The sequence below is a fragment of the Rhodococcus koreensis genome, from assembly GCF_900105905.1.
Classification (GTDB): Bacteria; Actinomycetota; Actinomycetes; order Mycobacteriales; family Mycobacteriaceae; genus Rhodococcus_F; species Rhodococcus_F koreensis.
In genome coordinates this window covers 160072-182872 of record NZ_FNSV01000004.1, presented here as the reverse complement: position 1 = coordinate 182872, position 22801 = coordinate 160072, and the positions used below count along the sequence as shown (strand labels likewise).

Genomic DNA, 22801 nt, shown 5'->3' with positions numbered 1-22801 from the left:
ACTGATCACTTCCGGGTGCGTCGTACGGGTATGGAATCGGTCGTCGCCTTCGCGCGTGTCCTGCGGGCTCGGGACAGCTCGTCCTCGTCCTCGTCGTCATCCTTCGACGGCGACCGCGACCGGGACCGGGTGGGCCGGGAACCACCGCCCGCGGAGGACCGGCGGCGCGGGGTCGGCCGCCTGCGGGCGCGGGGCGTCTGTTCGGAATCGTCGTCACCGGGCTCGTCGGCGCCCTCGTCCTCGTCGTCCTCGTACTCGTCGTCCTCGTACTCGTCGTCGGGTTCCTCGTCACGGGCCCGCTTCGACTTCTTCTGCCCACCGGCGGCCTTGCCGAGGCCGCCGAGGAGGTTTTCACCCGACTGCAGCCGGGTGTTGAGCGAGTCGATGCGCTGGCTGGCCGCGGTCACCGCGGCCGCCTTCGCGGCATTCATCAGCTCCTTGCGGACCGTCGCACCGAGCTTGGCGACCTCGGGGGAATCGGCGAGCAGCTTGCGGCCCTCGTTGAGAACACCCAGCGACCCGCTGGGAAACCGTCTGCTGGCCCCGTACCCGGCGAGCATCAGCGCCAGCTTCATCTTGTGCGTGCGGCCCAACATGTAACCGGCACCCACGGCCATGGCCATCTGGCCCTTGCTTGTCATCGCCCAACCCCTTCGTCGAGTGGATGTGGTGGTGCACCTCGGCGCCGACGTCGGTCTGTGAGCGGATCCTGCGCGGTGGGGGGCGCATTCCGCCGACTACCCCGCGGCGGGGCCACTCAATCGGCCGCCCACCGCAACACCGCAGTTCGGCCGCGAAACGACCCGACCGGTCGGTGGATCCTGCGGACGACGACTTCCACTAAGCACACCGAGGCCACCGAGCTGCCACGCATTCCGGGGGCCTGCGGGAATCCGGCGTAGCCCGCCCGGATCCGGGTACCCGCTCACTACGTTGTCCCGGGGCTCTTGCCAGACCCGCCGGGGCAGCCAGCCCCGGCTCGGTCGCCAACCCCTTCGGCCGCGGGGCGCCCAACGTCGCACGCGCCGAGGCCGAGTGTTCGCCCACCCCGCCCCGGCCGCGTGCGGCCCTCCCATAACCTCACGAACCACTGCCACACACACGTCGCTCCGGTCGTCGATGCCGCAGAGCTCGCCGTGGGCGGGTCCTCACACATGCCCGATGTGCCGGTGAGACCGAGGAAACCGTGTCGGCGCACCCGGCCGCGCCACTACCCTCTGACCATGGGAATCGGCGGCGAGGCGCGAGCGCTCGCCCGTTTTCAGTACCGGCTGATGCGGCTCCCGTTCGACCTCATCGATACCACCGTGATGCGGTTGATCTTCGATGACGGTGCCCTAAGCCGGTTGGTGTACCAGCGGGCGCTCATCGAGTGCGATCGGGCGGTGGCGTTTCTGCTCGACGACGACTCCGCGGCCGCGCACGCCGAGATGCTCCACCGGCGCAGCGCTACCGTCCGTTACGCCGCCGCTCGACAGCGGCGGCGGAACCTCGCCACCGACGCGGTGCTCGACGGTCACCGGGCCCGGTTCCGCGACCGGCAACACCGGCCCACCGTCGACCCCCAATGACCGATCCTGATTCGCGACGGGCACCGAGGCAGACAAACTATCGGAAATTTTATACCGTTGCGCAACAACGCATTTAGGGGACTGGTCGCAGCGTCCGCTTGCGTGCTCACGGCTGCAGTGCCGCCGAGGGCCGCGCCATGTTCGGGATGCTGTCGGTCCTGGCCGACTACATTCGGCCCATTCCGCCGTTTCACCTGCTGTTTATCGGGGCAATCGTGACATGTTCACAAGAACGGGTGCCCGAATCGGCGCCCAGCGTAGGGCAGTTTCGCTACCCGTTCGCTGCAAGAGTCGGGGACTCTCAGAACGAGGTGAGCATCATGAAGAAGAAGATCGCGGTCCGCACAGCCATCGCGTCGGCAGTCATCGCGCCCGCGATGATCTTCGCGGGCGGCACCGCCGCCGCGGTACCGGCACTGAGCGCCGGGGCATCCGGCGAGGTGGTGGTGACGGTACCCGCCGGCGAGAACTGGACCTGCTTCGGATTCGACTCGGGCTTCAACTTCAAGACCGGTGCGTTCGGACCCGGGGTTGCGGGCAAGCTCAGCGGTTTCGCGAAGGGAAACGCGACCGTATTCTGCTTCGGCGCCGCGGCGCCGTTCTTCTTCACCGGCAGCGTGGCGGTGACGTAACCCAACTCGGTCGGTCGCCGGAGGCACGGTCTCTGACTGGTTCGTCCACCGGCCAGGGCCGGCCTACCCGGCGGAGTCTGGCGTGCTCGGGTCGGCAGTGAGGTCGTCGGTGTCGGCGAAGACCAGGCGCCCGTCGTCGAGGGCGACCGCCCACCGGTGCACCGGAGCCCAGGCGTGCCCGCGCTCCTCGGTGTCGGTCAGCTCGGCGTAGTCCTCGATGATCCGACCGGTCTGCGCCGGTTCGGACCGCCGGCGCACCAGCATCCGCGCGCCCGCACCGAGTGGACCGGGTTCGGGTCTCGGACTGTGATCCTTCTTCTCGGGCATCGGTCTGCGCCTTCCGCTCGGCCTACCTCCGGATCGTAAGCACCTCTCCGACGAAACCTCATACGAGGCGCCTCCAGGGCCTAGCGACCGACAACGATCCGACCGGACTCCGGTGGTTGCGCCTTAGCCAACGGCGGTTCCCATTGCTCGCTCGGCGAGCACCAGCTCACTACCTTCCAGCGGACGGGGAACGCGGTCAGGCCCGGGCCCGACGCGAAGCGCTCGGGAGGAGCCTGAAACCCCGGCGCCCGGCGGAGTGCACGATGATGATGCGCATGCGGACGAAGTTTCACGACCAACTCGACGTCCTGACAGACCGATTGGCGCTGATGTGCCACTTGGCCGGTGAGGCCATAGGAGTTGCTACAGATGCCCTCGTCCAGGCCGACCTGTCGCTGGCGGAGCGGTGTTCGACCTCAATGAGCAAATCGAGGGGGCGCGGGGAGAACGCCCTGCCCGCGGTGCGGCCGGTGACCTTCGCCTGCCCGGACGGGCAGATCGTCATCCCGACCGGAGACAATCCGTGGCTCACCCGCTCGAGGGCACCGTCCTCGCCTTCGAAACCGGAAACATCACCGCGTCGACGCGCACGGGCTGGTCGGTGCTCACGATCGGCCGCGCCCGACTGTTCGCCGGCACGGACGGTCTCGACGGATTCGACGATCCCACCCGCTCCCCGTGGAGCGGGTCTGCCGACGATTGTTACCTCCTCATCGACATCGCCTCGCTCAGCGGCCACCGCACCACCCTGCTCCGCCCCACCGGTGACCACCGCTGACGACTTTGGGTGCCGGTTCACCGCAGGTGCAGGCTCCTGGCCTCTCGAAGACGACCCGTCAGGCCGTGACCGCGCCGATCGAGGCGCAGCCGGGACACAGGACACCGTCACCGATCTCCCACCCGTTCAACCGGGCCATCGCAGCGGCGAAGGACCGCTCTACCTCCCGCGACCGGTACACGTGATCGCAACGGCTGCAAGAGAAAACGGTGTGCGGCGGGCGCATGGTTCTCACATCGCCTCCCGTTCACCGAACAGTATCTGCTGCCACCAGTTCGCCAGCGGGCTCGGCTCCGGCCAGCGCACCGATTCACCCAGCACCAGCGGGGCCTCGACCGTGGGATCACCGAACTGTTGCTGCTGATGTCGATCGTCGTGGCGCACAGCAGCACACCTCCCCTCGACTCCGGCACCCGTCACCCGACGAGCGCAGTCACTGTGCACACCAGAAATTAGCACTCGACCCTCCCCAGCGCCATCATTGCCATCCAGTTGCGCATGCATGCGGAAATTGATAAGCAATGATTGCGAGTGCTCATGTCGATGGCACCCCACGCGCTCTCGAATCGGGCTTTGCTGGCGCAGAGACGTTTTGCTCTGTCTCCTCGACGCGAGATTCCGGCCCGGTTTCGAGATTTGCGATGGCTGGAAAATAACCCAGATACGTATTCGCGGCGTCGCCCGCAGACTCGCCGAGCTCCCGTCTCGCCCGGCCGCCGCCGTGTCGACAGAGTCGCCGTTCCCCGGTCCGATGAAGGAGGATCATGACCACCGCCGCCCGTCCGTTCGCCTCCGAACCCGCGCGCAATTCCTCCCCCACTGCTCCCACCCCGCGCCTCGGGACGTGCCTGTCCGATGCGGCGATCATGTTCGGTGCCCTGTCCATCGTGATGTTCTGGATGTTCGGGTTCGGCATCATCCTCGGTGGGGCCGCCCTCGTCACCGGCGCATTGAGCCTCCGGCGCCCGGACGTCACCGACGACAAATCCACATCCCTGGAAGTGCTTCTCGGCGTGCTCGCCGGAGTGTTCGGCATCGCGGCAGGTCTGATTTTTCTGGTCTGCGCGCTACCCCATTTCTGACAACTCACGCGTGTGCGCGCACAAGGACGTCGCCGTCCGACCGGCGCCGTAGAGACCATGATTCACCAGTCGAACGGTCGGGGATCGCTCACTCGACGAGGCCTAGCGCGGCCCGTCACGGCGGCGGTGGTCGTTGCGCGCGCAGCTGGGCGTTGTCGGTTTCCAGACGGGCGTTGTCGGCTTCGAGTTCCCCGGTACGGCGCTCGAGGTCGAGGACGTGACCGATACCGACCAGGTTGACGCCGGCGTCGATGAGTTCGGCGATCCGCCGGAGCCGGACCAGGTCGTCGTCGCTGTAGCGACGGGTACCACCCCCGGTGCGGGCCGGAGTGAGCAGCCCGTACTCCTCGTACAACCGCAGCGCCGCGATCCCGAATCCGGACAGTTCGGCGGCCACCGAGATGCCGTACACCCCGCGCCGGGAGCGGATCTCGGTGTCGCGCTCGGATTCTGGGGTCATGCCGTGCTCCGATCGGAAATTATCTCGCCCAGACTCTTGCCATAGTCTACGACAGATGCTATACCAAATCTACAGCATCTGCTGGAGCTTAATTGTTGAGATGAGAGGGTTTCTGGAGGTGGAGACGATGTTGATGCGCACCGATCCGTTCCGCGACCTCGACCGTCTGACGCAGCAGATCCTCGGCACCGCGGCGCGGCCGGCGGTGATGCCGATGGACGCCTGGCGCGAGGATGACCGGTTCGTGGTGGAGTTCGACCTGCCCGGCGTGCAGGTGGAATCGATTGATCTGGACGTCGAACGCGACACCGTGACCGTGCGGGCGCAGCGGCCCGGACTCGACGACAAGCAGGAGATGGTGGCCTCCGAGCGTCCGCGTGGGGTGTTCAGCCGGCAGCTGTTCCTCGGCGAGAACCTCGATGCGGACAAGATCGAGGCGTCCTACGACGCCGGGGTGCTGCGGTTGACGATCCCGATCGCGGAGAAGGCCAAGCCCCGCAAGATCGAGATCAGCAACCATTCCGAGCGCAGGGCCGTCACCGCCTGACCCACACCGTGACAGCCCTCCAGGAGGGGGTGAACGTCGATGACCTCGGCGATCATGGTCACCGCAGCACCCGGCACCGGCTCACCGGAGCGCCTCGCACGCGCGGCGGTGCGGCCGTGGCACGAGCTCGACTACGAGTTGTCGTCGCCGATTCGGACCGCATCCTCGCCGACGCGCTCACCCCGCAGGCCGCGATCCTGCTCGCGGCGATGGCCACCGCACGGTCCGGCCCGTGGCACCCACCGCGTCCCCGGTGGTCGGGGTGGCCGGTGACCGCTCCCCCGGCCCCGCAGATCCGGGCCACCCAGCGCTCACCACCGGGCGATACGAGCCCACCGGGGCGGTGGCTGGGATGCGAACTCGAACACCCGCGGTGAGACGCCGGGATCGAGAACAACACCGGAAACGATCGCGACGAAGAAGAAAGGGGGTGAGAAAGCACCACAGCGAAATGCACGTGTGCGTACCCGCAACGAGATGCACGAAAGGGGTTCGACCGCCGCCGCGCCTCCGTCACCTGTCCACTGCGCGGACACGGCACGGCGAACCCCTGGTACACAGCACCGATCCGGGGCCGCCGACCCACCGACGAGACACACCGGCGCCACCACACCACAGCGATGGTGTTCGGGCGCAACGCCATTGACTATGGCACCCTTTTCGAATTCGACGTCGTCCGCCCCGGATCCGGCCACCCGCCACGCACACGAAAAACCACACCCGCGTCGAACCACCGCACGCGGGGAACCGGCAGAGTTAAGCAGTGCCGCAGGCGGGCTCGCGGTGCGGACGAAGCCGACGCACCCGGTGACCCGGACGCGTACCCGAACGGGCGGCCGGGGCCGCCGCAACGCACGCGGTCTTGCGGCGCGAAACGACAAGGTCGTGTCGAACACTGCGGGCGCGGTCACCACGCGTCGGAGCGCGGAGACCACACGGATGCGGGGGCGAAGCGGGACGAGGAAGTGTGACGATGAGCGTCGACCGAGATCCGTACCGGGTGCTGGGAGTGACCCCTGCGGCCTCTCAGTCCGAGATCGCCCGCGCCTACCGACGTCTGCTCCGCCGACACCACCCCGACACCCGCGGACCGGGGCCCGCCGACCCCGGTGCTGACGAACACCTGCAACAAATCCTCGCCGCCTACACCCTGCTGCGCGACCCGGTCCGCGCCCGCGACCACACCGCCCCCCGGGGCGCCGAGCCCGACCGGCAGCAGAGGCGTGCTCCGCCACCCCGGATTCGCGTGCGGATCGTGCCGCGTCCCGCGGCCCGCCGCGTGTTCGGCGTCACCGTGCGGATCGGCCCGGTGCACTGGCACCACTGACCGGGCGCGACCCCCAGGTATGTCCTCGTCGGAGAGCGTCCGCGCGAGAAGGGCAGGCATCCCGCCGAGCCGCGACGCGGCCGGGTGAGGTGGGTGTGGGCGCCACACCGGCGGGTGCTGTGCCGATGCTGGGGTTTCATTCCGGCTGCAGCCCGATTACCGTCGTCGTCACAGGTTAAGACAGCAGCCGCCGAACTTCATCCACTGCGGCCGCTGTGCGTGCACCGACCCCCGCCCCCACCGGCAGGGTGCCCGCTCCCCGACCGCCCCCACCCGGGAGCGACCATGACCTACCTGCGATCGGTCATCGAAAGCCCACAACGCCTACGCCTGTCCCTGTCCGAGACCGCCGGCTGGGACCGAGCCGGCACCGACCACTGCCCTTTCACCCTCAAGATCGACGAACCCACCGGCGGTCCGATCGTGCTGCGCCTGAGCGGCGACGTCGACGCGGTCACCGCCCCGATACTCACCGCCTGCCTCGACGAAGTCGTGCTGCACGGCCGCAGCGCCGTCGTCGACCTGCTCGGCACCAGCTTCGTCGGATCCGCGGCCCTGTCCGTACTCGCCGAGGCCGGCCCCCGGATCCGCGAGCAACGCGGCCACCTGACCGTCGCCGCACCTCACCCTCTGCGCCGCATCATCGCACGGGTCGGTATGGACACGGTGCCCACCTTCGACAGCCTCGCGCACGCCTTCACCGCCGCCCACGGCGGGCCCCAGTTGGCCGGCGGGCAGCCGCCGGACCCGACGACCGACCTCCCGTCCACGCCGCGGCGACAGACCCGGTGACCGTGCCATCGCCGACCGTGCCCGCCGACCGAGGACCTCCCGTCACCGACAGGCTGAGCGCCCGCTCTCCCGCCGTCCCCCCGAAACCGTCGCCGCGGGCATGTGACGCCGACTACTCCTTTCCGATTTCATCCAGACGTCAATCAGACCCTCGCTACCCTAGGCATAACACCTCGTCAGACCCATAGTTCGGTCAACGACGAGGGTGTGGAGGCACCCCCGAGACCGCCGCCTCCGTCGTGTCCCTCGATGTCGAGCCCAGGCATCAGCACCCCACCCCGAGCGCGTGGGGCGCACCGGCCGCCGATACCCCTGATCGGTACCGCCCGTACTCACCCGCGCCCGCTCGCCGCAGCGAAACCCGTCAATCGTGCGACAGGACGAGGGGTCCTGTCGCACAACATCATCGGGTCCGCGACCGGTGTCCACCCCTGACCCGCGCACCCTCGTCCACGCGCACCGCCCCGCTCCGCTTCCCCGCGCCCGCCACCATCCCGCATCGCCCATCCGCCGCCCCACCGGAAGAACACACCATGCCCCTCCCCGCCCACCCCCGCAACGAAGCACCCGGCGACGCGATGAATACCGCCACCATCAAAGCCCACCTCGCGGCCATGTTCGCCGAACACGACACCCCACCCCGTCCGGAGCACGACGGACCCGAACCCTGCGGCACCCCCTCCGAACGGGCGTACTGACACCACGCACCACCTTCCCACCCCTTTCCTCGCTGTCACCCACCCCGGTACCGGAAGAAGTGCATGAACACCCCCGAACACCTTCGCCCACACCCGCACACCCAGTCGGACTGGCAGCACCACGGAGCCTGCCGCGGCACCGAGACGACCGTGTTCTACTCCCCCGAGGGCGAACGCACCGGAGCCCGCGCCCGACGAGAACGGGCGGCGAAGCAGATCTGCCAGCAGTGTCCAGTGCTCACCGCATGCCGCGACCACGCCCTCACCACCGGCGAGTCCCACGGCATCTGGGGCGGACTGACCGAACGAGACCGCACCCGCCACCACCGCCGCACCCGCACACCCCACCGCCGCCCCGGACCCGAACCGCGGTGACCCCCACCCGCCGCCCTCGACCTCACCATCGGTGTGATCGCTGTCAACGGACACAAGGAAGCCCGGGCCGGCACCGACACCGTCTTCGAGGTGGCGGACCAGGCACCATCGCCCACCGCCCCGGGACTTCTCCTCCTCGCAGGCTCAGCGCCCCCTACACGGGGATACTGGAAGTGGCAACCGGCTCCACTCGCAGGGTCCGCCGAGGGAGTGATCAGCGGTGTTCGACAAATTCAGCGATCGGGCCCGGCACGTCCTCGCCTCCGACAACGCCCGCACCCACCATCACAACCACCTCGGCACCGGACACCTCCTCACCGGCATCCACGCCGCCGGCGGCCCCACCGGCGCCACCCTCACCTCCTGGGGAATCACCGGCCCCCACCTCGACAGCGCCCTCGACGAGATCCCCGCCTACCCGAACACCGACACCGAATGCGCCGGGCCCCCCTTCACCCCACCCCCGGAAAAGGCCGTCGGACAAAGCCTGCGAGAAGCCGCTCTCCTCGGCCACGACATCATCGACACCGAACACCTCCTGCTTGCCCTCCTCGCCGACACCACCTGCACCGGCACCCGAATCCTCACCGACCTCACCGCCATCAGCGCGCACGAGATGTACGACCGCCTCCGACGCCAACTCGCCGAACACCCCCACACCTCGGCGAAATCCGTCCACCTCACCCGACTCCACGGCCGACCGCTGCGCGCGCCGGAGAACAGCAGAGCTCAGAGCCGATCCGATCTTCGGAGGAGCGGCCACGCGACCCGCCGCGGGACGTGTCCTCCTGTTCAGGTCCGAGGATTCTCCGAGACTGTGGTGTCGGCGAGGTCGACCGGGGGCAGCTCCCCGGTCGCGGTGAAGCGTTGGTGCTCGCAGAACTGCACGCGCCGCTCGATATCGCCGCCGAGGGGTGTGTCGAGGATGTCGAAGCCGAGCTTCTTGAGCGCCCACCCGATCTCGCTCTTGTGATGGCCGGGTAGATACCTGTCACGAAAGTGACCGGCGTCGTCCGGCACGGCCGCCTGCATCTCCTCTCGGCAGCCGGGCGGCAGCGCGTCGAGGATCCGCAGCATGCACGCGCCGAGCAGACTCGAGGTCGGGGAGCTCAACGTGGGCCGGTGCTCGACGGCCGCGATCGCGACGTACACGCTGACCATCCGCACGAAATACGCCTCCACCAGTGGGAAGAGCTCGTCCCACCACTCGACGGTGTCGGCCGCCGTGGAGCAGAACAGGGCGTAGAGGGGGCTGGTGTCGAGGAGGCGGACCGCGGCGGCGGCCGACTCGTCGTGGGCGTCGAGGATCAGGTGGGTGTGTTCGGTGACCTCGCACCTCTCGCACGGGTGGGCGAGCACACGGAAGGTGGTTTCGCTGGGCTGGAGTCTGCGGTGACCGCAGCTGTGCACGACGGCGCCAGGCGCGATGCAGTACAGGCAGGCGTAGAGATCGCCCTTCTTCCACCGCGCGGGCGATCGCCGTTGCAGCGGGGTCTCGCGCCACTCGTGACCGACGGGGCATCGCCACCACAGCATCTCGTGGGACGAGTTCGAGATCGCATCCAGATCGACCCCGACATTGCGGGTCGGATGGAGTTGACGAAACAGTTCCGGGTGCTCGTCTTGGAGCCGCATGACCCCCCTTTGGGTTTCGATTGGTAGAGATACTCTCTCGTGCATCACGTGCGCGGAATTGCACTCGGCGCAACCTCAGTCGCTGTGGGAGCGCTAGACAGCCAGGTCATGAACCCGAGGACGAAGACCCCCAGGCCGGCTGAACAGCACCGGGAACTCCAGTGCTGACCTTCATCCGGCCGAGGACACCGGTGGACGAGGCGTACCCGATTGCGGCGGCCGATCGCACCGACAATCATCAGGTGCCCCGCCAAGGGTGCGGGAAAGTTCGTCATACCCGTGAACGGTAGCCAATCCTCGAGAGTCCCCGGAGAAGGTGTTTGCTTGCCTTGACCAGCAGCGATGCTTCTGCGGCATCGCTGAGCCTAACAATCACGACCGAATGTCGGGCGTGTCGTAGCGCTGATGCCGCCAGTGATGTCGATCCGGTCGGTACCGGAAAGATGAGGAGTGGAATCTGTGGCACGCAAGGTCGTGGTGGAGATGGTCGACGACATCGACGGCACCGTCATCGGTGAGGACGGCGAGAGCATCCACTATGCCGTCGACGGCGTCGAGTACGTGATCGACTTGAAGGACGAGCACGCGAAGGAACTCCGCGAGACCTTCGAGTACTACATCGCGCACTCCACCCGGGTCGGCGGCCGCAAGCACCGCGCCGACCGGCCGGGCAACGCCACTGCCGGCAAGCGGCCGCGGGGCGAAACGCAGAAGATCCGCGCCTGGGCGCTCGAGCAGGGATACGAACTCTCCACCCGCGGACGTATCCCCACCGAGGTCGAACAGGCCTTCCAGGCCGCCCACTGACGGCCCCGCCCGCCCCGCCGAACCGGCGACATTGCCCACTACCGGCCACCAGCAGCCGACACCCAGGGCCAGCACGATGACCGAAGCCGGGTCGTCACGATCATCGCAGCGGCGGCCGTGACGACTGGTAGACAAACCAGGTGTGGTGCAGCGATCTGATCAGGAGGCCTCGATGCCGCGACCATCGTCATGGTTGAGCACGACCGCGGCCACTCTCGGTGGAGAACTGGCACGCATCGGTCTGACCGTCCCCACCGACCAACTCGAGGCCCTGCTCACCGACCGAGTCGCTGCCGTAGCGGAGCAGATGCACATCACCGAACGCACCGCCCGGCAGTACTTCGACCACGACACACTGCACGCCCTCGCCCGTGAAATGGCCCTGAGCATCAAAGAAGAGGCACCCGGCGCCGACCTGCTGACCCTGCCCCGCACCATCGCCATGCCCCTGGCCACCCTCGGTGCAACGATCGCCGCCCTCGTCGAAGCAGCCGCACTCGCCGGCACCGACCAAGATCCCCACGAGCCGGCAACAGCAATGGCACTGATCTCCACCCTCGGCATGATGACCCGAGACCACGACGGTGACCTCCCCACCGTCTGGGTGCCGGAGCCGCTCCTCATGCGAGCGGCGCGGCTCATCGAGAACACCGCCGACCTCGTACACCACGGCTGCCCACTACCACCGGACGTCGCCGAAGACGTCCGACCCCACCTGCAGAAGACACTCCGCGAAGACGCCGCCCGACTCCGGGCACTGATCCCCGACACCGACCGACGGTCCGGCTCCGGACTGTGGGCGGTTCCCGACGATCGATCGTGACGGTCGCGGCCGCGATCGCGCCAGCAGAAACTGTCAACTCGTAGGCGTTCTCCGCGAAGGGCTGATCCTGGATGCGGGGCGCGCCGCAGCGATCACGACCATTCCAGCCGTGTCGTCTGCCAAATACGCTGACAGACAGGGAATTCCATTTAGACGGTAACGGACCTTATGTCAACTAGAATGCTCCGTATCTGCATCAGATGCATCTCGGCACCATGGCGTAGCTGTCCGTTGACGGGATAGTTGGCATTTTCGACAGGTTGTGCGACACACTACGGCTTGGCGCTTGATTGTCAGGCATGTGACATACGATTCGTCTCGCGAAACTGATCGAACGCACGTTTGCAACGCTGCCATGAACACGCTGTCCGTCAACTCGATTCTCGTCAACACAGTTGGCATCTCTCCCACAGATGCGTATGCCAACTCGACTGACAGCGGACATTTACCCACAGGGCCATGGATATTTCGAGAAATCAGTGGGAGATGCCACGGGAGCCGAATCCGCGAGCCATGACAGCCACCCTCACTGCAGGGTCAGCACCGCCAGTCGGCCGGCTCGGAGCGGAATGTGTACTGGTCGGTGTGGTTTTCGATCGGGATCACGTCGGTTTCGGAGTCTTGATACGCGACCAGCCAGCAGTCGTGGTCGCGTGATGGAACGGTCATCAGGATCTGTGCCCACTGTCCGGTGCGGTAGCCGTGCTGGTTGCTGCGACGGACGAACTGCCCGACACGCTCGCGAGGAAAGGTGACGGTCATCAGTGGCTCCTCATCTGGGTGTGGTCATACATCGATGCCGTGGGCGGGAAGCACCCGTCGGCGACGCTGGGATGCAGACGTCGACTGGGCAGTTCAGTGTTTCTCGGCGGCTGTGTGTTGTTCAGGGAGCTCGCTTCCGTGATCGTCGCTCGCAGCGCCCTGGCCTTCGGCAACCGGCGCCCCATCAGCATCCGCGAGGCTGCGACCTCTGACCACCAGGTGCTTTCAACGAGTTTCGACACGGCGAGGGCGGGCCTGTCGCCGTGGCTACGATCGCTGGTTCCCTCATGGCCACCAAGATGCTGACCGGACCCAGTCTCGGAGCGATGCACCTCACGGTAGGCATCACATGGTTCTCCACCAACTATCCGCGGCGACGGAACCCGAACTCGCGCAACCAATTATCGGTGCGACAAGCGAATTTTCAAACTGACAGGCTTCCCGTGACGAATACTCCCGGCGCACCGCACAGGAGCGACCTCGGGGATCGAGGACCTTGCTTGGCGGTCCCCCGCGGCCACCCGATCCAGGCCTCGTCGGCGGTCAGCCAAAGAGCGTCCACAGAACGTGTAGGAGGATGTAGGTGGCCGCCGACGCGGGAAGCTGGGAACACTCTTGGCGGCACCCGGGTCCCGGGTCTCCCTGCGACTACAGATGTGGCAGGTCAGCCGCGGTCGAAGTAGTTGCGCATCCATTCCAGACCGGCGGCGAAACTCCCGACCCCGAACACGTCGTCGAACAGGGCAGAGCCAACTGTGATGCCCCACGGGGACAGGTGGGCGATCTCGTCCATGCGGTCGGTGCTGTTGATTGAGCCGGTGACAACGACAGGGGACTTGACTTCCTCGATGAAGGCTTTTCCGAGCAGTCCGGGATCGCCGTCAGTCCACCGGTACAGCGACAGCGCGACCCCATCGGCCTGGGGGCGAATTCGGTTCGCATCTCCCACGATGTCCTCGATGCTGCCGTGAAGCATCCGCGGAAGTCCACTGCGGCCGCCACAGGTCGGCAGGTACCCCACCTTTGCCTCTGCGAGCAGCGTGGCGACAGACGGGTGAAAGGCCATGCCGATCAGGAAGTCCAACCCGTTGTCGATCGCGAACTGGGCTGCCGCCACGCAGCGTGACTCCTCCTCCTCCAGCGACTCGAAGTGCACAGTCTTACCCGCGTCCTTCATGTCTCGCGCAAGCAGCGCCAGTTCCGGGGAAGAGAGACCGGTGTCCTTGAACCCCCAGTGCTGCGTGGGCGCATCGACGGACTGCGCGAAGACCTCCCTTGCGTTGTCAACGGTCTTGTCGTTGTGCGTGAGCATGGCGATTAGCTCGATCATTTCAGGCCTTGTCTGCATCGTGGGATCTCCGCGGCAGCGATCAGCTGGTCGGAGTTTGGGCGGTCCGCCATGGCGGACGATCCCGCGCCGTATGCGCTGGGACTAAATGTGATTCATGCGAGGTAGCTTGACTGAAACGGTAGCCCGGTTTGCCGAACATATCAACCCCGTATCGAGCTTTTCGTTCGGCAATCCGATCTTCAGATGCTGATTTCATCTGATTGATCGAGCTTGATGTTCGGAATTGCGATTTTCCAGCGACATGGCGGCGATGTTCGGCTGGTTCGACACCGAAAGCTGTGTCGCCTGGCACCGCTCACCGGAGTGAACTGTTCAAAGTGCTACGGACAGCGACGAGGACGCCTTGTTCGACTCGCGGAACGGCTCACGCAGCCCGATAGAAGTCCACGAGGGACGAAGTGTCGTTGTGTCTACTCATCTCGCACATGTTGACGGGCAGTCGGCGGCCTTCCGCTCGCGCACAGTTGCGCCGGGATCGACCTCGGTCACCCCAAATCCGCGACGCGGCTACGCCTGTACCTCGTGTGCCTGGTGGTCGAGAGCGAGGCTCCGGGCGTAGCTGCAGACAAGTCGGACCGTCCAGTTACGTGTGCGCGCATGGTTATACGCTTCGCGAACGAGGAAGGCTGCGAGTCCTTGCCGGGCCCAGTCCTCCGCGATGATGGTGTGCATGAACGCCACTCCGCGCCGGTCGGAGGGTTCCTGGGCGGCGATGTCGTGCTCGTTGAGGTAACCGAGCACACCTACCAGTTCGTCGCCCACCCAGAGATCGAAGCGATCCCGGGCCGGATTGTCCAGTACTGCAGCTATTGTCGCTGTGCGGTTGACGGCGTCGCGGCGGAGATCGGCTGCGGGTGTCAGGGCCCCAGTCAGGGATGGGTATCCGTCCGCGGTGGTAAGCGGTTCAGGATAGAGGTGCCGGGCCACGTCCAGCGCCGCCGCTGCGGCGGCCCTCATCATCCGCACTCCCGCACGGACTGCGCCGGAGAGGATTCTGAGCACTCGTCTGCCGGTAGTGCTATCAGTCTGCAGCCGGCGGGCGTTCCCGCGTTCGGTCGTGTTCGTCATTGGTCCTCCGAGGCGTATCGGTCGGTGACCGCACGGCAGGATCGGATGTTCGAGGCGAGGATGGCCTTGGCGCCGAGGGCGGCGAGTTGGTCCATCACCCGGTTGTGACCGGTGATCGGGACCATCGCCCGCACGGCCACCCAGTTCTCGTCGGCGAGCGGCGACAGCGTCGGCGACTCGACTCCCGGGGTGATCGTCAGCGCGTCGTCGAGGATGGTTTTCGGACAGTCGTAGTCCAGCATCAGATTCTGCTGCGCGAAGACGATGCCGCGGATCCGCTCGACGAGCTGGTTGCGGGCGGTGTCGTCGACGGCCGACCCGGTGCGTTCGATAAGCACGCCCTCGGAATCGCACAGGGTGTCGCCGAACGCGACCAAGTTGTGCTGGCGCAGGGTGCGGCCGGAACCGACGACGTCGGCGATCGCGTCGGCGACCCCGAGCTGGATGGAGATTTCGACGGCGCCGTCGAGCCGCATGACCGAGGCGTCGATTCCGCGGGCGTCGAGGTCGTCCCGGACCAGGTTGGGATACGACGTCGCGATCCGGAGTCCGGCGAGGTCCTCGACCTTCCAGTCCTTGCCCGCAGGGGCGGCGTACCGAAACGTGGACCGGCCGAAGCCGAGCGCGAGCCGCTCGCTGACGGGGGCGCCGGAGTCGCGGGCGAGGTCACGGCCGGTGATGCCCAGGTCGAGCTCACCGGATCCGACGTAGATCGCGATGTCATTGGGCCGCAGAAAGAAGAACTCAACCGAGTTGGCGGGGTCGAGGACGGTGAGGTCCCGGGAGTCGGTGCGGCGGCGGTAGCCGGCCTCGGTGAGGATCTCGGCGGCGGACGCGGACAGCGAGCCCTTGTTGGGAACTGCGACGCGAAGCATCTGTGGATCCTTTCGGGCGGACTCGGTGTTCTGGTCAACGGTCGTGGGTGGCGGGCGATTCTTGGGCACTTCCAGGGCGAGGTGCCGTGTCAGTGCAGTTCTTCGAAGAGTTTCGCCGTGGCCTCTTGCCGACTTCCGACATCGAGCTTCTTCAGGATGTTCGTGACGTGGAAGCGCACTGTGTTCTCACTGATGCCGAGTTGTTCTGCGATGGCTCTGTTCTTCTCGCCGCGAGCGACGATGTTCAGGACGTCGCGTTCGCGGGTGTTGAGGGTCGTCAGTGGATGCCCGTGAGGGAGATGGGATCGTGCCAGATTGTGGTTTCCGATCACATGGGTCATCGCGATCTCGGTTCCCCATCGGGGGATGCATCGAACGTCGAGTTGGTGGGGTCTGGGCAGACCGCCGAGGTCGATTTCATTGTGCAGCCACTGCCCGTCGAGTTCGCCCGGTCCGTCGTCTCGGATGCTGATGACGATCTGGGTGGCGCCGATGTACCAGGTGACGTGGAAGCGTGAGACCCGCGTCTGGTTGCACAACAGGGTGATCGCGTGCGTGGTCCACCGGCGGGCGGTGGTGGCGGCGCGGGTGGGAACGGTGGTGGTCGACTTCGGATCGAGGACGCAGTCGATTCTGAGCTGCTGGGTGAGCTGCAGTTCGCGCAGTTGGGCGCGTAGCGCGTCGAGCGCGAGGACCGACGTCTGCCGTGGTGTGTTCTCGTTCGCTGCCGCTGGTGTGGAGTCTGCGAGCAGCCGTGTGGCCGAGGCCAGGGCGAGTGATCGCGCTGCGCTGTCGCTGAGGTCGCGGCTTCTGAGCACGCGGAGGAGCTCGAGGAGGGCCGTCTTCCATTCGCCGGGGGACGGTGCGGTGGGCGGGGCGATCTGCGTGGCAGCGGAGCTCACGTGAGGGCCTTGATCTTCTCGAGCGTGGCCGGGGGGATCGTCTGAGGGTGCCGGGAGATGACCCTGTGAAGGCGGCGCAGGTACTGCGGCCGGGTCAACCCGAAGGTCAACATCGTTTCTTCGCCGGGGCCGCCTCCGTAGGGCAGCCATTTCGTCGCGAAGTCGAGGAGATCTCGTTCGTCTGGCGTCATCGTGTCGATCTCTTCCGAGTGCGGGTGCTGGCAGGGGCAGATTGCGGGTGATCCGCCCCTGCCAGGACCCGAAAGTCATCGTTCGATTTGAACGACTTCTTTATCGGCCAGGTTGGGGACGATCAGTTCCTCGAGAATGCGTTGGTGCTCGGGGTGGTCCCGGTAGTGCAGGAAGTCTTCTTTGCTGGCGAAGGTGCCGACCACCGCGAAGTCGGAGTTTCCGGGGTTAAGGCCGGCATCCGAGCCACACAGATAGCTGTGCACACCGGGAAGGGAGCGCACCAGTTCTTCGAGTGACCGGCGCACCTCATCGGCGACGTCGTGCTTCTCCGGTACCCACCGGAACGTCACGACATGGGTGAACGGCATGTCGTCCTCTCTGCTGGGAACTGTTCGGTCGTGGGCTACTTGGCGAGCATGCCCGCGTCGACGGGAATTGCTGCGCCGGTGATGAATCGGGCATCGTCGGACACCAGGAAGAGGATCGCGTTCGAGACGTCCTCGGGCTGAACCCACGGGGTGTCGAGCAGGTGGATCGAGGCGAATCCGTCCTTGGCGTCGTCGAGGGTGGGGCTCTCGAGGTCGGGACGGAACATCTTGATCACCCCGGTGTTGGTCATCATCATCGTTTCGCAGTTGCTCGGGTGCAGCGAGTTGACGCGGATGTTGTGCGGAGCAAGCTCGTTGGCCAGTGCCTTCGCGAGTCCGGTGACGCCGTGCTTGGCGGCGACGTAGTGTCCGATCTCGTTGAGGTTCCGCAGGCCGGCGGTGGAGCTGGTGAGAATGATCGATCCTCCGTTACCGGCGTCGATCATGGCCTGGGCGCCCGCCCGGACGGTCTTCCACACGCCGGTGAGGTCGATCTCGATCATTTCGTCGAACTGCTCTTCCGACATGGTGGCGAGCTTGCCGTAGGTACAGACGCCGGCGTTGCCGAGGATGATATCGAGTCGCCCGAACTGTTCGACGCCCTCGTCGACGGCCGCGGACAGTGCCGCCAGGTCGCGGACGTCGGCGATCCGGCTGACGATCTTGCCGCCGGCCGCTTCCACCAGGCGAACCGTTTCCTGCAGGTCGTCAGCGGAGGCCATGGCGTAGGGAGCGGACTCCACGGGGGCGCAGATATCCACCGCGATGATGTTGGCGCCTTCTTGCGCCAGCTTCACCGCGTGCGAGCGTCCCTGACCGCGGGCGGCGCCGGTGATGAAGGCGACCTTGCCGTCGAGCTTTCCCATTGATTTCTCCTCCGCTTTTGGACACGAGGGTCTTCTGATCTCAGGTCAGAAGGATTTCGGCGTGTCGATCCAGATGTATTCGCTTACTTCGTTTGCAACGTTTTCAATTTTGTGGGGAGTGGTGCTCTGGAACCAGATCGAGTCGCCGGGGTTGAGGAAGTACACCTCGTCGGCGAGGGTGATCTTGAAGCGTCCTTTCAGGACCATCGCCCATTCCTCGCCTTCGTGGCTGTACAACTCGTCGCCCGTGCTGGCGCCGATCTCGTACCGACCGAAGATGGCCTCGAGGACCTCCGATTCATTGGGCGAGGCCAATTCGAAATGCACGCCCTGGGCCTGCATCGAGGTGCGGGCCTCGTGCCCGTTGTCGCCTGCCGAACTGATGGTGACCCGTTCTTTGGCGCGGATCACGTGACCGTTCATTTGTGAGGGCGCGGTGAAGAAGTACGTGATACTGGTTCCGAGCGCGGCAGCCACACGCTTGAGGGTCGAGATCGACGGTTCGGTCTTTCCCCGCTCGACTTCGCTGATGACGGAGGATGAGATCTCGGCCCGCTCGGCGAGCGCACGAATCGAGTAGCCGTGCTCTGTGCGCAGCGCTCGCAGCCTGTCACCGATCGAACCCACATCCGCCGGATCATCCGTCATCTCTTCTCTCCATCTCTTGACACCTGGACCGCCGGTGAACAGCGCCCCGGCGCGGTATCGGCCGGGCTTCTCACCGTGCCGAAGGTTACTTCGGGCCGAGTCCAGTCTACGTCGGGGTGTTCGGTTTGGCGAACATCGCGTACACGCGGTTTCGATCGCGTTCGGTGCCTATTCCGACCGAATCCTTATGGGAGTAAACAACTCAAAGGTAGCAACTTGCCCGTCGACGGTCGGGGGCGACCGTTAGCTCTCTGTGAACTTGTTCGGAATCTCGGCCACTGCGGGTGAGGTGGATACCCGGGTAGGGCGAGAGAAGACATCGCCCTACCCGGAAGCTTGGGTTCGAACCCCGAGGGGCTCGCCCCTACACCAGGGAGTACCCGGCGGGACTTGTCGCTGGTGTAGGGGTGGGGCGGGGTCAGGCCTTCAGGATGTACTCACGCTGGGTGATGTCGACCTTGACCTTCTTAAGCTCACCGACCGCGTCGGCGAGATGCTGGGAGAACCGGTCGAAGATCTGTTCGCCCTTCTCCGCGGTGGCCCGGAAGGGGTTGCCGATGACGCCGTGCGGGGCCATCTCCTGGTGCTCCATCGGGAAGTAGAAGTACTCGTAGCCCTGGAACTCGACGTCGGGGCTGGCGTCGACCTTCTTGAAGGACTCGGGCAGCCACTCGGGAGCCTGCGCGCGGGTGTCGAGGCCGCGGTCGAGCTTCACGTTGTCGCGCTTGTACGCCATCATGATCGACGTTTCCTGCTCGCTGGCGTGCCAGCCGGCGGTCTCCTCGGGGGTGTTCTCCATCAGGTCCTCGATGATGCCGAGGTAGCGCTCACCGTAGGGCTTGAACATGCCGAGCAATGCACCTGTCTCGTACCGCAGGGTACGGAAGACCTCGTCGGTGACCTTGGTGTTGGAGGTGTGGCCGTTGACGAAGATGATGCGGTTGAAGCCGTGGTGGATCAGCGAGCGGGCGGTGTCGTAGATGATGCCGCGGACGGTGTCTCCACGGAAGGTGATGGTGCCCATGCCGTTCTCGGCTTCGCGGAGGTGGTGCGGGCTGTAGCCGGTCCAGATCGGCGGCCCGTAGAGCACGCCGGCCTTCTCGGCTGCGCGCTTGGAGACCTCCATGGCGTTGTAGATGTCGGTGCCGATGGGCAGGTGGTAGCCGTGCATCTCGACCGCGCCCATCGGGATGAGGATGGTGTCGTCGGTCTTGAGGTATTCCTGGATGTCCGGCGGTGCGAGGTCGGTGATCAGGCGCGAGTGCAGTTCGGTCATGGGAGAGGCCTTTCTAGGGTGTTCGATACAGGTGTCGGTGGTGGTCAGAGCTGCGGCTTGACCAGAATCTTTCCGTTGCCGCGTGCCTTGGTTTCGTCGATGGCGTCGACGAGCCCGGCGAGGGGGAATCGGCGGGTGATGGCGTGCTCCATGTTGATTCGCCCGGCGGCCATCAGGTTGATGACGTTCGGGAAGTCCCAGGTGCCGGAGTGCCCGACGGTTCCGTAGAAGGAACCCGCCTTGAGCTGGATGTTGATGAGGTTGATCTGTGCCGCGTTGGCGTCCATGCCGGCGACGATGACCTTGCCGCCGACTCCGAGGGTGTCTTCGACACCGCGCATCACGGCCTTGGTGTTGCCGCTGGCCTCGACGACCATGGCCGAGCCGTTTCCGCGGGTTTCGGTGAGCACCGCGTCGGCGGCGTCCTCGTTGATCGGGTCGATGGCGTGCGTCGCTCCGAGCTCGAGGGCGAGTTCGCGACGCTCGGCGATGGGCTCGACGATGAAGATCTTCGAGGCGCCGGCGGCTTGTGCGAGTGCGACAGAGGCCAGCCCGATGGGTCCGCCGCCGAACACCGTCACCGCACCACCGGGTTTGAAGCCGCCGCCCCGGGTGAACATGCCCTCGTAGGCGACGCTGGTCGGTTCGGTCAGGGCGCCGACCTCGAGGGTGGTTTCCTCGTCGCCGTATCGGTCGAGGACATCGTCGAGGGGCCAGCAGAAGCGGGCGTCCACCTTGACGTACTGGGCGAAGCCGCCGTTGACGGTGAAGCCGAGGTCTTCGATGTTGCGGCACTGGTTCCAGTACCCGCCGCGGCATTCGCGGCAGTTGCCGCACCACTGGATTTCCTCGACGGCCACGAGTCCGCCGACACGCAGTTCGGTGACGTCCTTACCGGCGGCGACGATCTTGCCGGCGAATTCGTGGCCGGTGATGACCGGGGCCTTGAGGTGGTACGGGAGCAGCATGTACCCCTCGTCGTCGGTCTCGAACATGTGCACGTCCGAGCCGCACAGCCCGCAGGCACCGACCTCGACGACGACCTCGGTGGGGCCGGGTTCGCCGGGGTCGGCGATCGTCCGGAGGTCGACCGACGGGTTACGGTACGCATCGCTGGCGATGCGGGCCCACTGGCGTTCTGCGTCGCGGTCCGAGATGCGTGCCGATGCACGCGGGGCCCACTCGGCTTCGAGAACTACTGCTTTCATCGGTGCCTCCGATCGATCGTGTTCACTCGCGGATGGTTGAGTTTGCAGCTATCAGGCCCGCCCTTACCGATGGGCATAGCTACCTCTCGTGGGGGTGGTGATGGATGCCTCCGCCAGGGCGGCAGGCGGTGCGTGATGGTCACGGCTTTCGAGCAGAGGAACGAAATCTGCAAGTATGTGGTCGATAAAGGCGGGATCGTTGATGTGGACGTCGAGTTTGGTCAGTTCGATGCTCGGCTTGAGGCACGATTCGAGCACCGTGGTGAAGGCGCGGTCGGCTTCCGGATCCCAGAAGACCTGGCCCGGCGCGTTGGGCACGGACAAGCCCGCGGTCGGGACGTACACCCGGGTCGGGCCGACACTGTTGTTGGCCTTTGCCGCGAATGTTTCTGCTACCCGCATCATTTCGGATGTGGTCAGCCGCACCAGCGTGAGTTCGGGGTTGTGCCCGAAGTAGGTGCGTCCCGGAAATTGTCGTTGGGTGTCGGCCAGCTTGCCGCAGGTGATGAAGTCGACGCAGCCCGGAACGAGCACCTGAGGGAGCCCGGCCTTGCCGGCCGCCTCCATCCGGTGGGGACCGGGATCCATCAGGCCACCGATGAGGTGTCCGCTCAGCTCCGTGGTCGTGAAATCGATGACCGCGTCGACCTGTCCCGCTTGGACGGCGTTCTCGAGTGCCCGGCCGCCGGTGCCGTTGGCGTGGAAGGCGACGAAGCCGAAGCCTTTGCCTTCGAGGTGTTTCTGGGCTCGCTCGAGGGCGGGGGTGGTGTTGCCGTTCATCGACACCGCCACGGTGGTCGGCCGCTGACCGGCATCAGCGGTCGGCGCGGCGAGCGCGGCGGCGGCCGCGGCACCGACGATGTAGCCGGCGGCGCTTCGGTAGATCTCGCTGGTCACCGAGTTGATGCCGATGATGTCGGCGACCGAGTGCAGAACGGCGATGTCGCTGATTCCGACGTAGGGGTCGAAGGTCCTGTTTCCCGAGGCCAGCGGCGAGACGATGAGTTTGGGGAAGCCGAAGGGCAGGTACTGCAGGGCAGGGCCGGCGATGTGCGTTCCGGCCCCTCCCATGCATACCGCGCCGTCGATCTCGCCCTCTCGGACCATCGCGCTCAGGAGGCGACTGACACCCGACCGCAGGGCACTGACGGCCTCACCGCGCGGCAGTTCGCTGATCGCGGCGATCGAACTTCCCGCCGCGGCGGCGACCGTCGCCTGGTCGATGAAGCGGCGAGTGCCGATCACCGCGTCCGAGGGACGCTGCGCCGTCCGAGCCGAGGTGTCGAGCATGATCGCGATCCCACCGAGCCGCTCGATCTCATCGCTGAGGGCTCCGAGTTCAGCGGCCTTGGTGTCGAAAGTGCCGATGACCACGACGATCGGAGCTGCTTCGATCCTCGCGGCGCCGGGCCGCCTTGCGCTTGTCATGAG

28 protein-coding genes and 2 pseudogenes are annotated in these 22801 nt (G+C 66.2%); 13 read left to right on the top strand and 17 right to left on the bottom strand.

The genetic code is table 11. The features are described from left to right. Positions 1-5 precede the first annotated feature (5 nt). Positions 6-641, bottom strand: a complete 636-nt coding sequence (locus BLV94_RS03535; RefSeq protein ID WP_074933552.1) for a hypothetical protein — start codon at positions 639-641, stop codon at positions 6-8. Between the two features lie 582 nt (positions 642-1223). Between BLV94_RS03535 and BLV94_RS03530 the strand changes: the two genes are divergently transcribed. Both BLV94_RS03530 and BLV94_RS03525 read left to right on the top strand, forming a co-directional pair. Beyond that, entirely contained in the window at positions 1224-1571 is a 348-nt protein-coding gene (locus BLV94_RS03530; RefSeq protein ID WP_072951720.1) for a hypothetical protein, read from the top strand. 320 nt (positions 1572-1891) lie between these two features. Then, positions 1892-2203 (top strand): hypothetical protein, encoded by a 312-nt coding sequence (locus BLV94_RS03525; RefSeq protein ID WP_072951727.1) that lies wholly within the window; start codon positions 1892-1894, stop codon positions 2201-2203. Positions 2204-2266: 63 nt separating this feature from the next. On the opposite strand, the gene BLV94_RS03520 is transcribed toward BLV94_RS03525, so the two are convergent. After that, positions 2267-2530 (bottom strand): hypothetical protein, encoded by a 264-nt coding sequence (locus tag BLV94_RS03520; RefSeq protein WP_072951722.1) that lies wholly within the window; start codon positions 2528-2530, stop codon positions 2267-2269. 523 nt (positions 2531-3053) lie between these two features. Here BLV94_RS03520 and BLV94_RS03510 point away from each other — a divergent pair. Continuing rightward, positions 3054-3308 (top strand): hypothetical protein, encoded by a 255-nt coding sequence (locus BLV94_RS03510; protein WP_244163490.1) that lies wholly within the window; start codon positions 3054-3056, stop codon positions 3306-3308. Positions 3309-3539: 231 nt separating this feature from the next. On the opposite strand, the gene BLV94_RS49275 is transcribed toward BLV94_RS03510, so the two are convergent. Continuing rightward, complete coding sequence (locus BLV94_RS49275; RefSeq protein WP_167372109.1) at positions 3540-3692, bottom strand: hypothetical protein; 153 nt, start codon at positions 3690-3692, stop codon at positions 3540-3542. Positions 3693-4072: 380 nt separating this feature from the next. On the opposite strand from BLV94_RS49275, the gene BLV94_RS50340 reads away from it, so the two are divergent. Then, positions 4073-4390 (top strand): hypothetical protein, encoded by a 318-nt coding sequence (locus tag BLV94_RS50340; RefSeq protein WP_072951724.1) that lies wholly within the window; start codon positions 4073-4075, stop codon positions 4388-4390. 124 nt (positions 4391-4514) lie between these two features. Here BLV94_RS50340 and BLV94_RS03500 read toward each other — a convergent pair. Then, a pseudogene (locus BLV94_RS03500) lies at positions 4515-4850 on the bottom strand (MerR family transcriptional regulator); the annotation flags it as partial. 127 nt (positions 4851-4977) lie between these two features. On the opposite strand from BLV94_RS03500, the gene BLV94_RS03495 reads away from it, so the two are divergent. The 7 genes and pseudogenes from BLV94_RS03495 to BLV94_RS51980 all read left to right on the top strand — a co-directional run. Then, positions 4978-5397 (top strand): Hsp20/alpha crystallin family protein, encoded by a 420-nt coding sequence (locus tag BLV94_RS03495; protein WP_072949069.1) that lies wholly within the window; start codon positions 4978-4980, stop codon positions 5395-5397. A 29-nt stretch (positions 5398-5426) separates the two neighbouring features. Further along, positions 5427-5774, top strand: a complete 348-nt coding sequence (locus BLV94_RS03490; protein ID WP_244163465.1) for a hypothetical protein — start codon at positions 5427-5429, stop codon at positions 5772-5774. A gap of 596 nt (positions 5775-6370) precedes the next feature. Beyond that, positions 6371-6724, top strand: a complete 354-nt coding sequence (locus tag BLV94_RS03485; RefSeq protein WP_072949062.1) for a J domain-containing protein — start codon at positions 6371-6373, stop codon at positions 6722-6724. 285 nt (positions 6725-7009) lie between these two features. Then, the gene (locus BLV94_RS03480) at positions 7010-7516 is read left to right on the top strand and encodes an STAS domain-containing protein (protein ID WP_072949063.1); all 507 of its coding nucleotides are present in this window, start codon (positions 7010-7012) and stop codon (positions 7514-7516) included. Between the two features lie 533 nt (positions 7517-8049). Then, entirely contained in the window at positions 8050-8214 is a 165-nt protein-coding gene (locus BLV94_RS49270) for a hypothetical protein (protein ID WP_167372108.1), read from the top strand. A 63-nt stretch (positions 8215-8277) separates the two neighbouring features. Further along, complete coding sequence (locus tag BLV94_RS03475; RefSeq protein WP_072949065.1) at positions 8278-8589, top strand: WhiB family transcriptional regulator; 312 nt, start codon at positions 8278-8280, stop codon at positions 8587-8589. Positions 8590-8809: 220 nt separating this feature from the next. After that, positions 8810-9121 (top strand): annotated as a pseudogene (locus tag BLV94_RS51980) (Clp protease N-terminal domain-containing protein); the annotation flags it as partial. Between the two features lie 260 nt (positions 9122-9381). On the opposite strand, the gene BLV94_RS03465 reads toward BLV94_RS51980, so the two are convergent. Next, positions 9382-10224 carry a zinc-ribbon domain-containing protein gene (locus tag BLV94_RS03465; protein WP_244163463.1) on the bottom strand — a complete coding sequence of 281 codons (843 nt, stop codon included), beginning with the start codon at positions 10222-10224 and terminating at the stop codon, positions 9382-9384. A gap of 459 nt (positions 10225-10683) precedes the next feature. On the opposite strand from BLV94_RS03465, the gene BLV94_RS03460 reads away from it, so the two are divergent. Further along, positions 10684-11031: a histone-like nucleoid-structuring protein Lsr2 gene (locus tag BLV94_RS03460; protein WP_072949140.1), complete on the top strand. Its 348-nt coding sequence runs from the start codon at positions 10684-10686 to the stop codon at positions 11029-11031. A 193-nt stretch (positions 11032-11224) separates the two neighbouring features. Next, on the top strand, positions 11225-11854 hold the full coding sequence (locus BLV94_RS03455) for a hypothetical protein (RefSeq protein ID WP_072949071.1): 630 nt from the start codon (positions 11225-11227) through the stop codon (positions 11852-11854). A gap of 537 nt (positions 11855-12391) precedes the next feature. Here BLV94_RS03455 and BLV94_RS03450 read toward each other — a convergent pair. From BLV94_RS03450 to BLV94_RS03395, 12 genes are all read right to left on the bottom strand, one after another. Further along, entirely contained in the window at positions 12392-12616 is a 225-nt protein-coding gene (locus BLV94_RS03450) for a hypothetical protein (protein WP_072949073.1), read from the bottom strand. Between the two features lie 664 nt (positions 12617-13280). After that, positions 13281-13946 carry a hypothetical protein gene (locus BLV94_RS03445; RefSeq protein ID WP_072949074.1) on the bottom strand — a complete coding sequence of 222 codons (666 nt, stop codon included), beginning with the start codon at positions 13944-13946 and terminating at the stop codon, positions 13281-13283. 528 nt (positions 13947-14474) lie between these two features. Continuing rightward, positions 14475-14927 (bottom strand): GNAT family N-acetyltransferase, encoded by a 453-nt coding sequence (locus BLV94_RS03440; protein WP_244163462.1) that lies wholly within the window; start codon positions 14925-14927, stop codon positions 14475-14477. A 104-nt stretch (positions 14928-15031) separates the two neighbouring features. Beyond that, positions 15032-15910 carry an ATP phosphoribosyltransferase gene (hisG, locus tag BLV94_RS03435; protein WP_072949076.1) on the bottom strand — a complete coding sequence of 293 codons (879 nt, stop codon included), beginning with the start codon at positions 15908-15910 and terminating at the stop codon, positions 15032-15034. Positions 15911-15999: 89 nt separating this feature from the next. After that, positions 16000-16812: a helix-turn-helix transcriptional regulator gene (locus BLV94_RS03430; protein WP_072949078.1), complete on the bottom strand. Its 813-nt coding sequence runs from the start codon at positions 16810-16812 to the stop codon at positions 16000-16002. Next, on the bottom strand, positions 16809-17003 hold the full coding sequence (locus tag BLV94_RS49265; protein ID WP_072949079.1) for a hypothetical protein: 195 nt from the start codon (positions 17001-17003) through the stop codon (positions 16809-16811). The genes BLV94_RS03430 and BLV94_RS49265 overlap by 4 nt, the downstream gene beginning before the upstream one ends. Positions 17004-17078: 75 nt before the next feature. Further along, positions 17079-17372 (bottom strand): Dabb family protein, encoded by a 294-nt coding sequence (locus BLV94_RS03420; protein ID WP_072949081.1) that lies wholly within the window; start codon positions 17370-17372, stop codon positions 17079-17081. 35 nt (positions 17373-17407) lie between these two features. After that, the gene (locus BLV94_RS03415) at positions 17408-18238 is read right to left on the bottom strand and encodes a mycofactocin-coupled SDR family oxidoreductase (RefSeq protein ID WP_072949082.1); all 831 of its coding nucleotides are present in this window, start codon (positions 18236-18238) and stop codon (positions 17408-17410) included. A 45-nt stretch (positions 18239-18283) separates the two neighbouring features. After that, positions 18284-18886 carry a helix-turn-helix domain-containing protein gene (locus BLV94_RS03410; protein ID WP_072949084.1) on the bottom strand — a complete coding sequence of 201 codons (603 nt, stop codon included), beginning with the start codon at positions 18884-18886 and terminating at the stop codon, positions 18284-18286. 418 nt (positions 18887-19304) lie between these two features. After that, positions 19305-20162, bottom strand: coding sequence for a creatininase family protein (locus BLV94_RS03405; RefSeq protein WP_072949085.1), 858 nt, complete (start codon positions 20160-20162; stop codon positions 19305-19307). Positions 20163-20206: 44 nt separating this feature from the next. Continuing rightward, positions 20207-21370 carry a scyllo-inosose 3-dehydrogenase gene (gene iolM / locus BLV94_RS03400; RefSeq protein WP_072949087.1) on the bottom strand — a complete coding sequence of 388 codons (1164 nt, stop codon included), beginning with the start codon at positions 21368-21370 and terminating at the stop codon, positions 20207-20209. Between the two features lie 63 nt (positions 21371-21433). Continuing rightward, on the bottom strand, positions 21434-22798 hold the full coding sequence (locus BLV94_RS03395; protein ID WP_072949088.1) for a Tm-1-like ATP-binding domain-containing protein: 1365 nt from the start codon (positions 22796-22798) through the stop codon (positions 21434-21436). Positions 22799-22801: the final 3 nt, after the last annotated feature.

Bases quoted from the DNA above. Each gene is read 5' to 3' on its own strand.
- BLV94_RS03535 (WP_074933552.1), bottom strand. From the start codon at position 641: ATGACAAGCAAGGGCCAGATGGCCATGGCCGTGGGTGCCGGTTACATG.
- BLV94_RS03530 (WP_072951720.1), top strand. From the start codon at position 1,224: ATGGGAATCGGCGGCGAGGCGCGAGCGCTCGCCCGTTTTCAGTACCGG.
- BLV94_RS03525 (WP_072951727.1), top strand. From the start codon at position 1,892: ATGAAGAAGAAGATCGCGGTCCGCACAGCCATCGCGTCGGCAGTCATC.
- BLV94_RS03520 (WP_072951722.1), bottom strand. From the start codon at position 2,530: ATGCCCGAGAAGAAGGATCACAGTCCGAGACCCGAACCCGGTCCACTC.
- BLV94_RS50340 (WP_072951724.1), top strand. From the start codon at position 4,073: ATGACCACCGCCGCCCGTCCGTTCGCCTCCGAACCCGCGCGCAATTCC.
- BLV94_RS03495 (WP_072949069.1), top strand. From the start codon at position 4,978: ATGTTGATGCGCACCGATCCGTTCCGCGACCTCGACCGTCTGACGCAG.
- BLV94_RS03485 (WP_072949062.1), top strand. From the start codon at position 6,371: ATGAGCGTCGACCGAGATCCGTACCGGGTGCTGGGAGTGACCCCTGCG.
- BLV94_RS03480 (WP_072949063.1), top strand. From the start codon at position 7,010: ATGACCTACCTGCGATCGGTCATCGAAAGCCCACAACGCCTACGCCTG.
- BLV94_RS49270 (WP_167372108.1), top strand. From the start codon at position 8,050: ATGCCCCTCCCCGCCCACCCCCGCAACGAAGCACCCGGCGACGCGATG.
- BLV94_RS03475 (WP_072949065.1), top strand. From the start codon at position 8,278: ATGAACACCCCCGAACACCTTCGCCCACACCCGCACACCCAGTCGGAC.
- BLV94_RS03465 (WP_244163463.1), bottom strand. From the start codon at position 10,224: ATGCGGCTCCAAGACGAGCACCCGGAACTGTTTCGTCAACTCCATCCG.
- BLV94_RS03450 (WP_072949073.1), bottom strand. From the start codon at position 12,616: ATGACCGTCACCTTTCCTCGCGAGCGTGTCGGGCAGTTCGTCCGTCGC.
- BLV94_RS03445 (WP_072949074.1), bottom strand. From the start codon at position 13,946: ATGATCGAGCTAATCGCCATGCTCACGCACAACGACAAGACCGTTGAC.
- BLV94_RS03440 (WP_244163462.1), bottom strand. From the start codon at position 14,927: ATGATGAGGGCCGCCGCAGCGGCGGCGCTGGACGTGGCCCGGCACCTC.
- hisG (WP_072949076.1), bottom strand. From the start codon at position 15,910: ATGCTTCGCGTCGCAGTTCCCAACAAGGGCTCGCTGTCCGCGTCCGCC.
- BLV94_RS49265 (WP_072949079.1), bottom strand. From the start codon at position 17,003: ATGACGCCAGACGAACGAGATCTCCTCGACTTCGCGACGAAATGGCTG.
- BLV94_RS03420 (WP_072949081.1), bottom strand. From the start codon at position 17,372: ATGCCGTTCACCCATGTCGTGACGTTCCGGTGGGTACCGGAGAAGCAC.
- BLV94_RS03415 (WP_072949082.1), bottom strand. From the start codon at position 18,238: ATGGGAAAGCTCGACGGCAAGGTCGCCTTCATCACCGGCGCCGCCCGC.
- BLV94_RS03410 (WP_072949084.1), bottom strand. From the start codon at position 18,886: ATGACGGATGATCCGGCGGATGTGGGTTCGATCGGTGACAGGCTGCGA.
- BLV94_RS03405 (WP_072949085.1), bottom strand. From the start codon at position 20,162: ATGACCGAACTGCACTCGCGCCTGATCACCGACCTCGCACCGCCGGAC.
- iolM (WP_072949087.1), bottom strand. From the start codon at position 21,370: ATGAAAGCAGTAGTTCTCGAAGCCGAGTGGGCCCCGCGTGCATCGGCA.
- BLV94_RS03395 (WP_072949088.1), bottom strand. From the start codon at position 22,798: ATGACAAGCGCAAGGCGGCCCGGCGCCGCGAGGATCGAAGCAGCTCCG.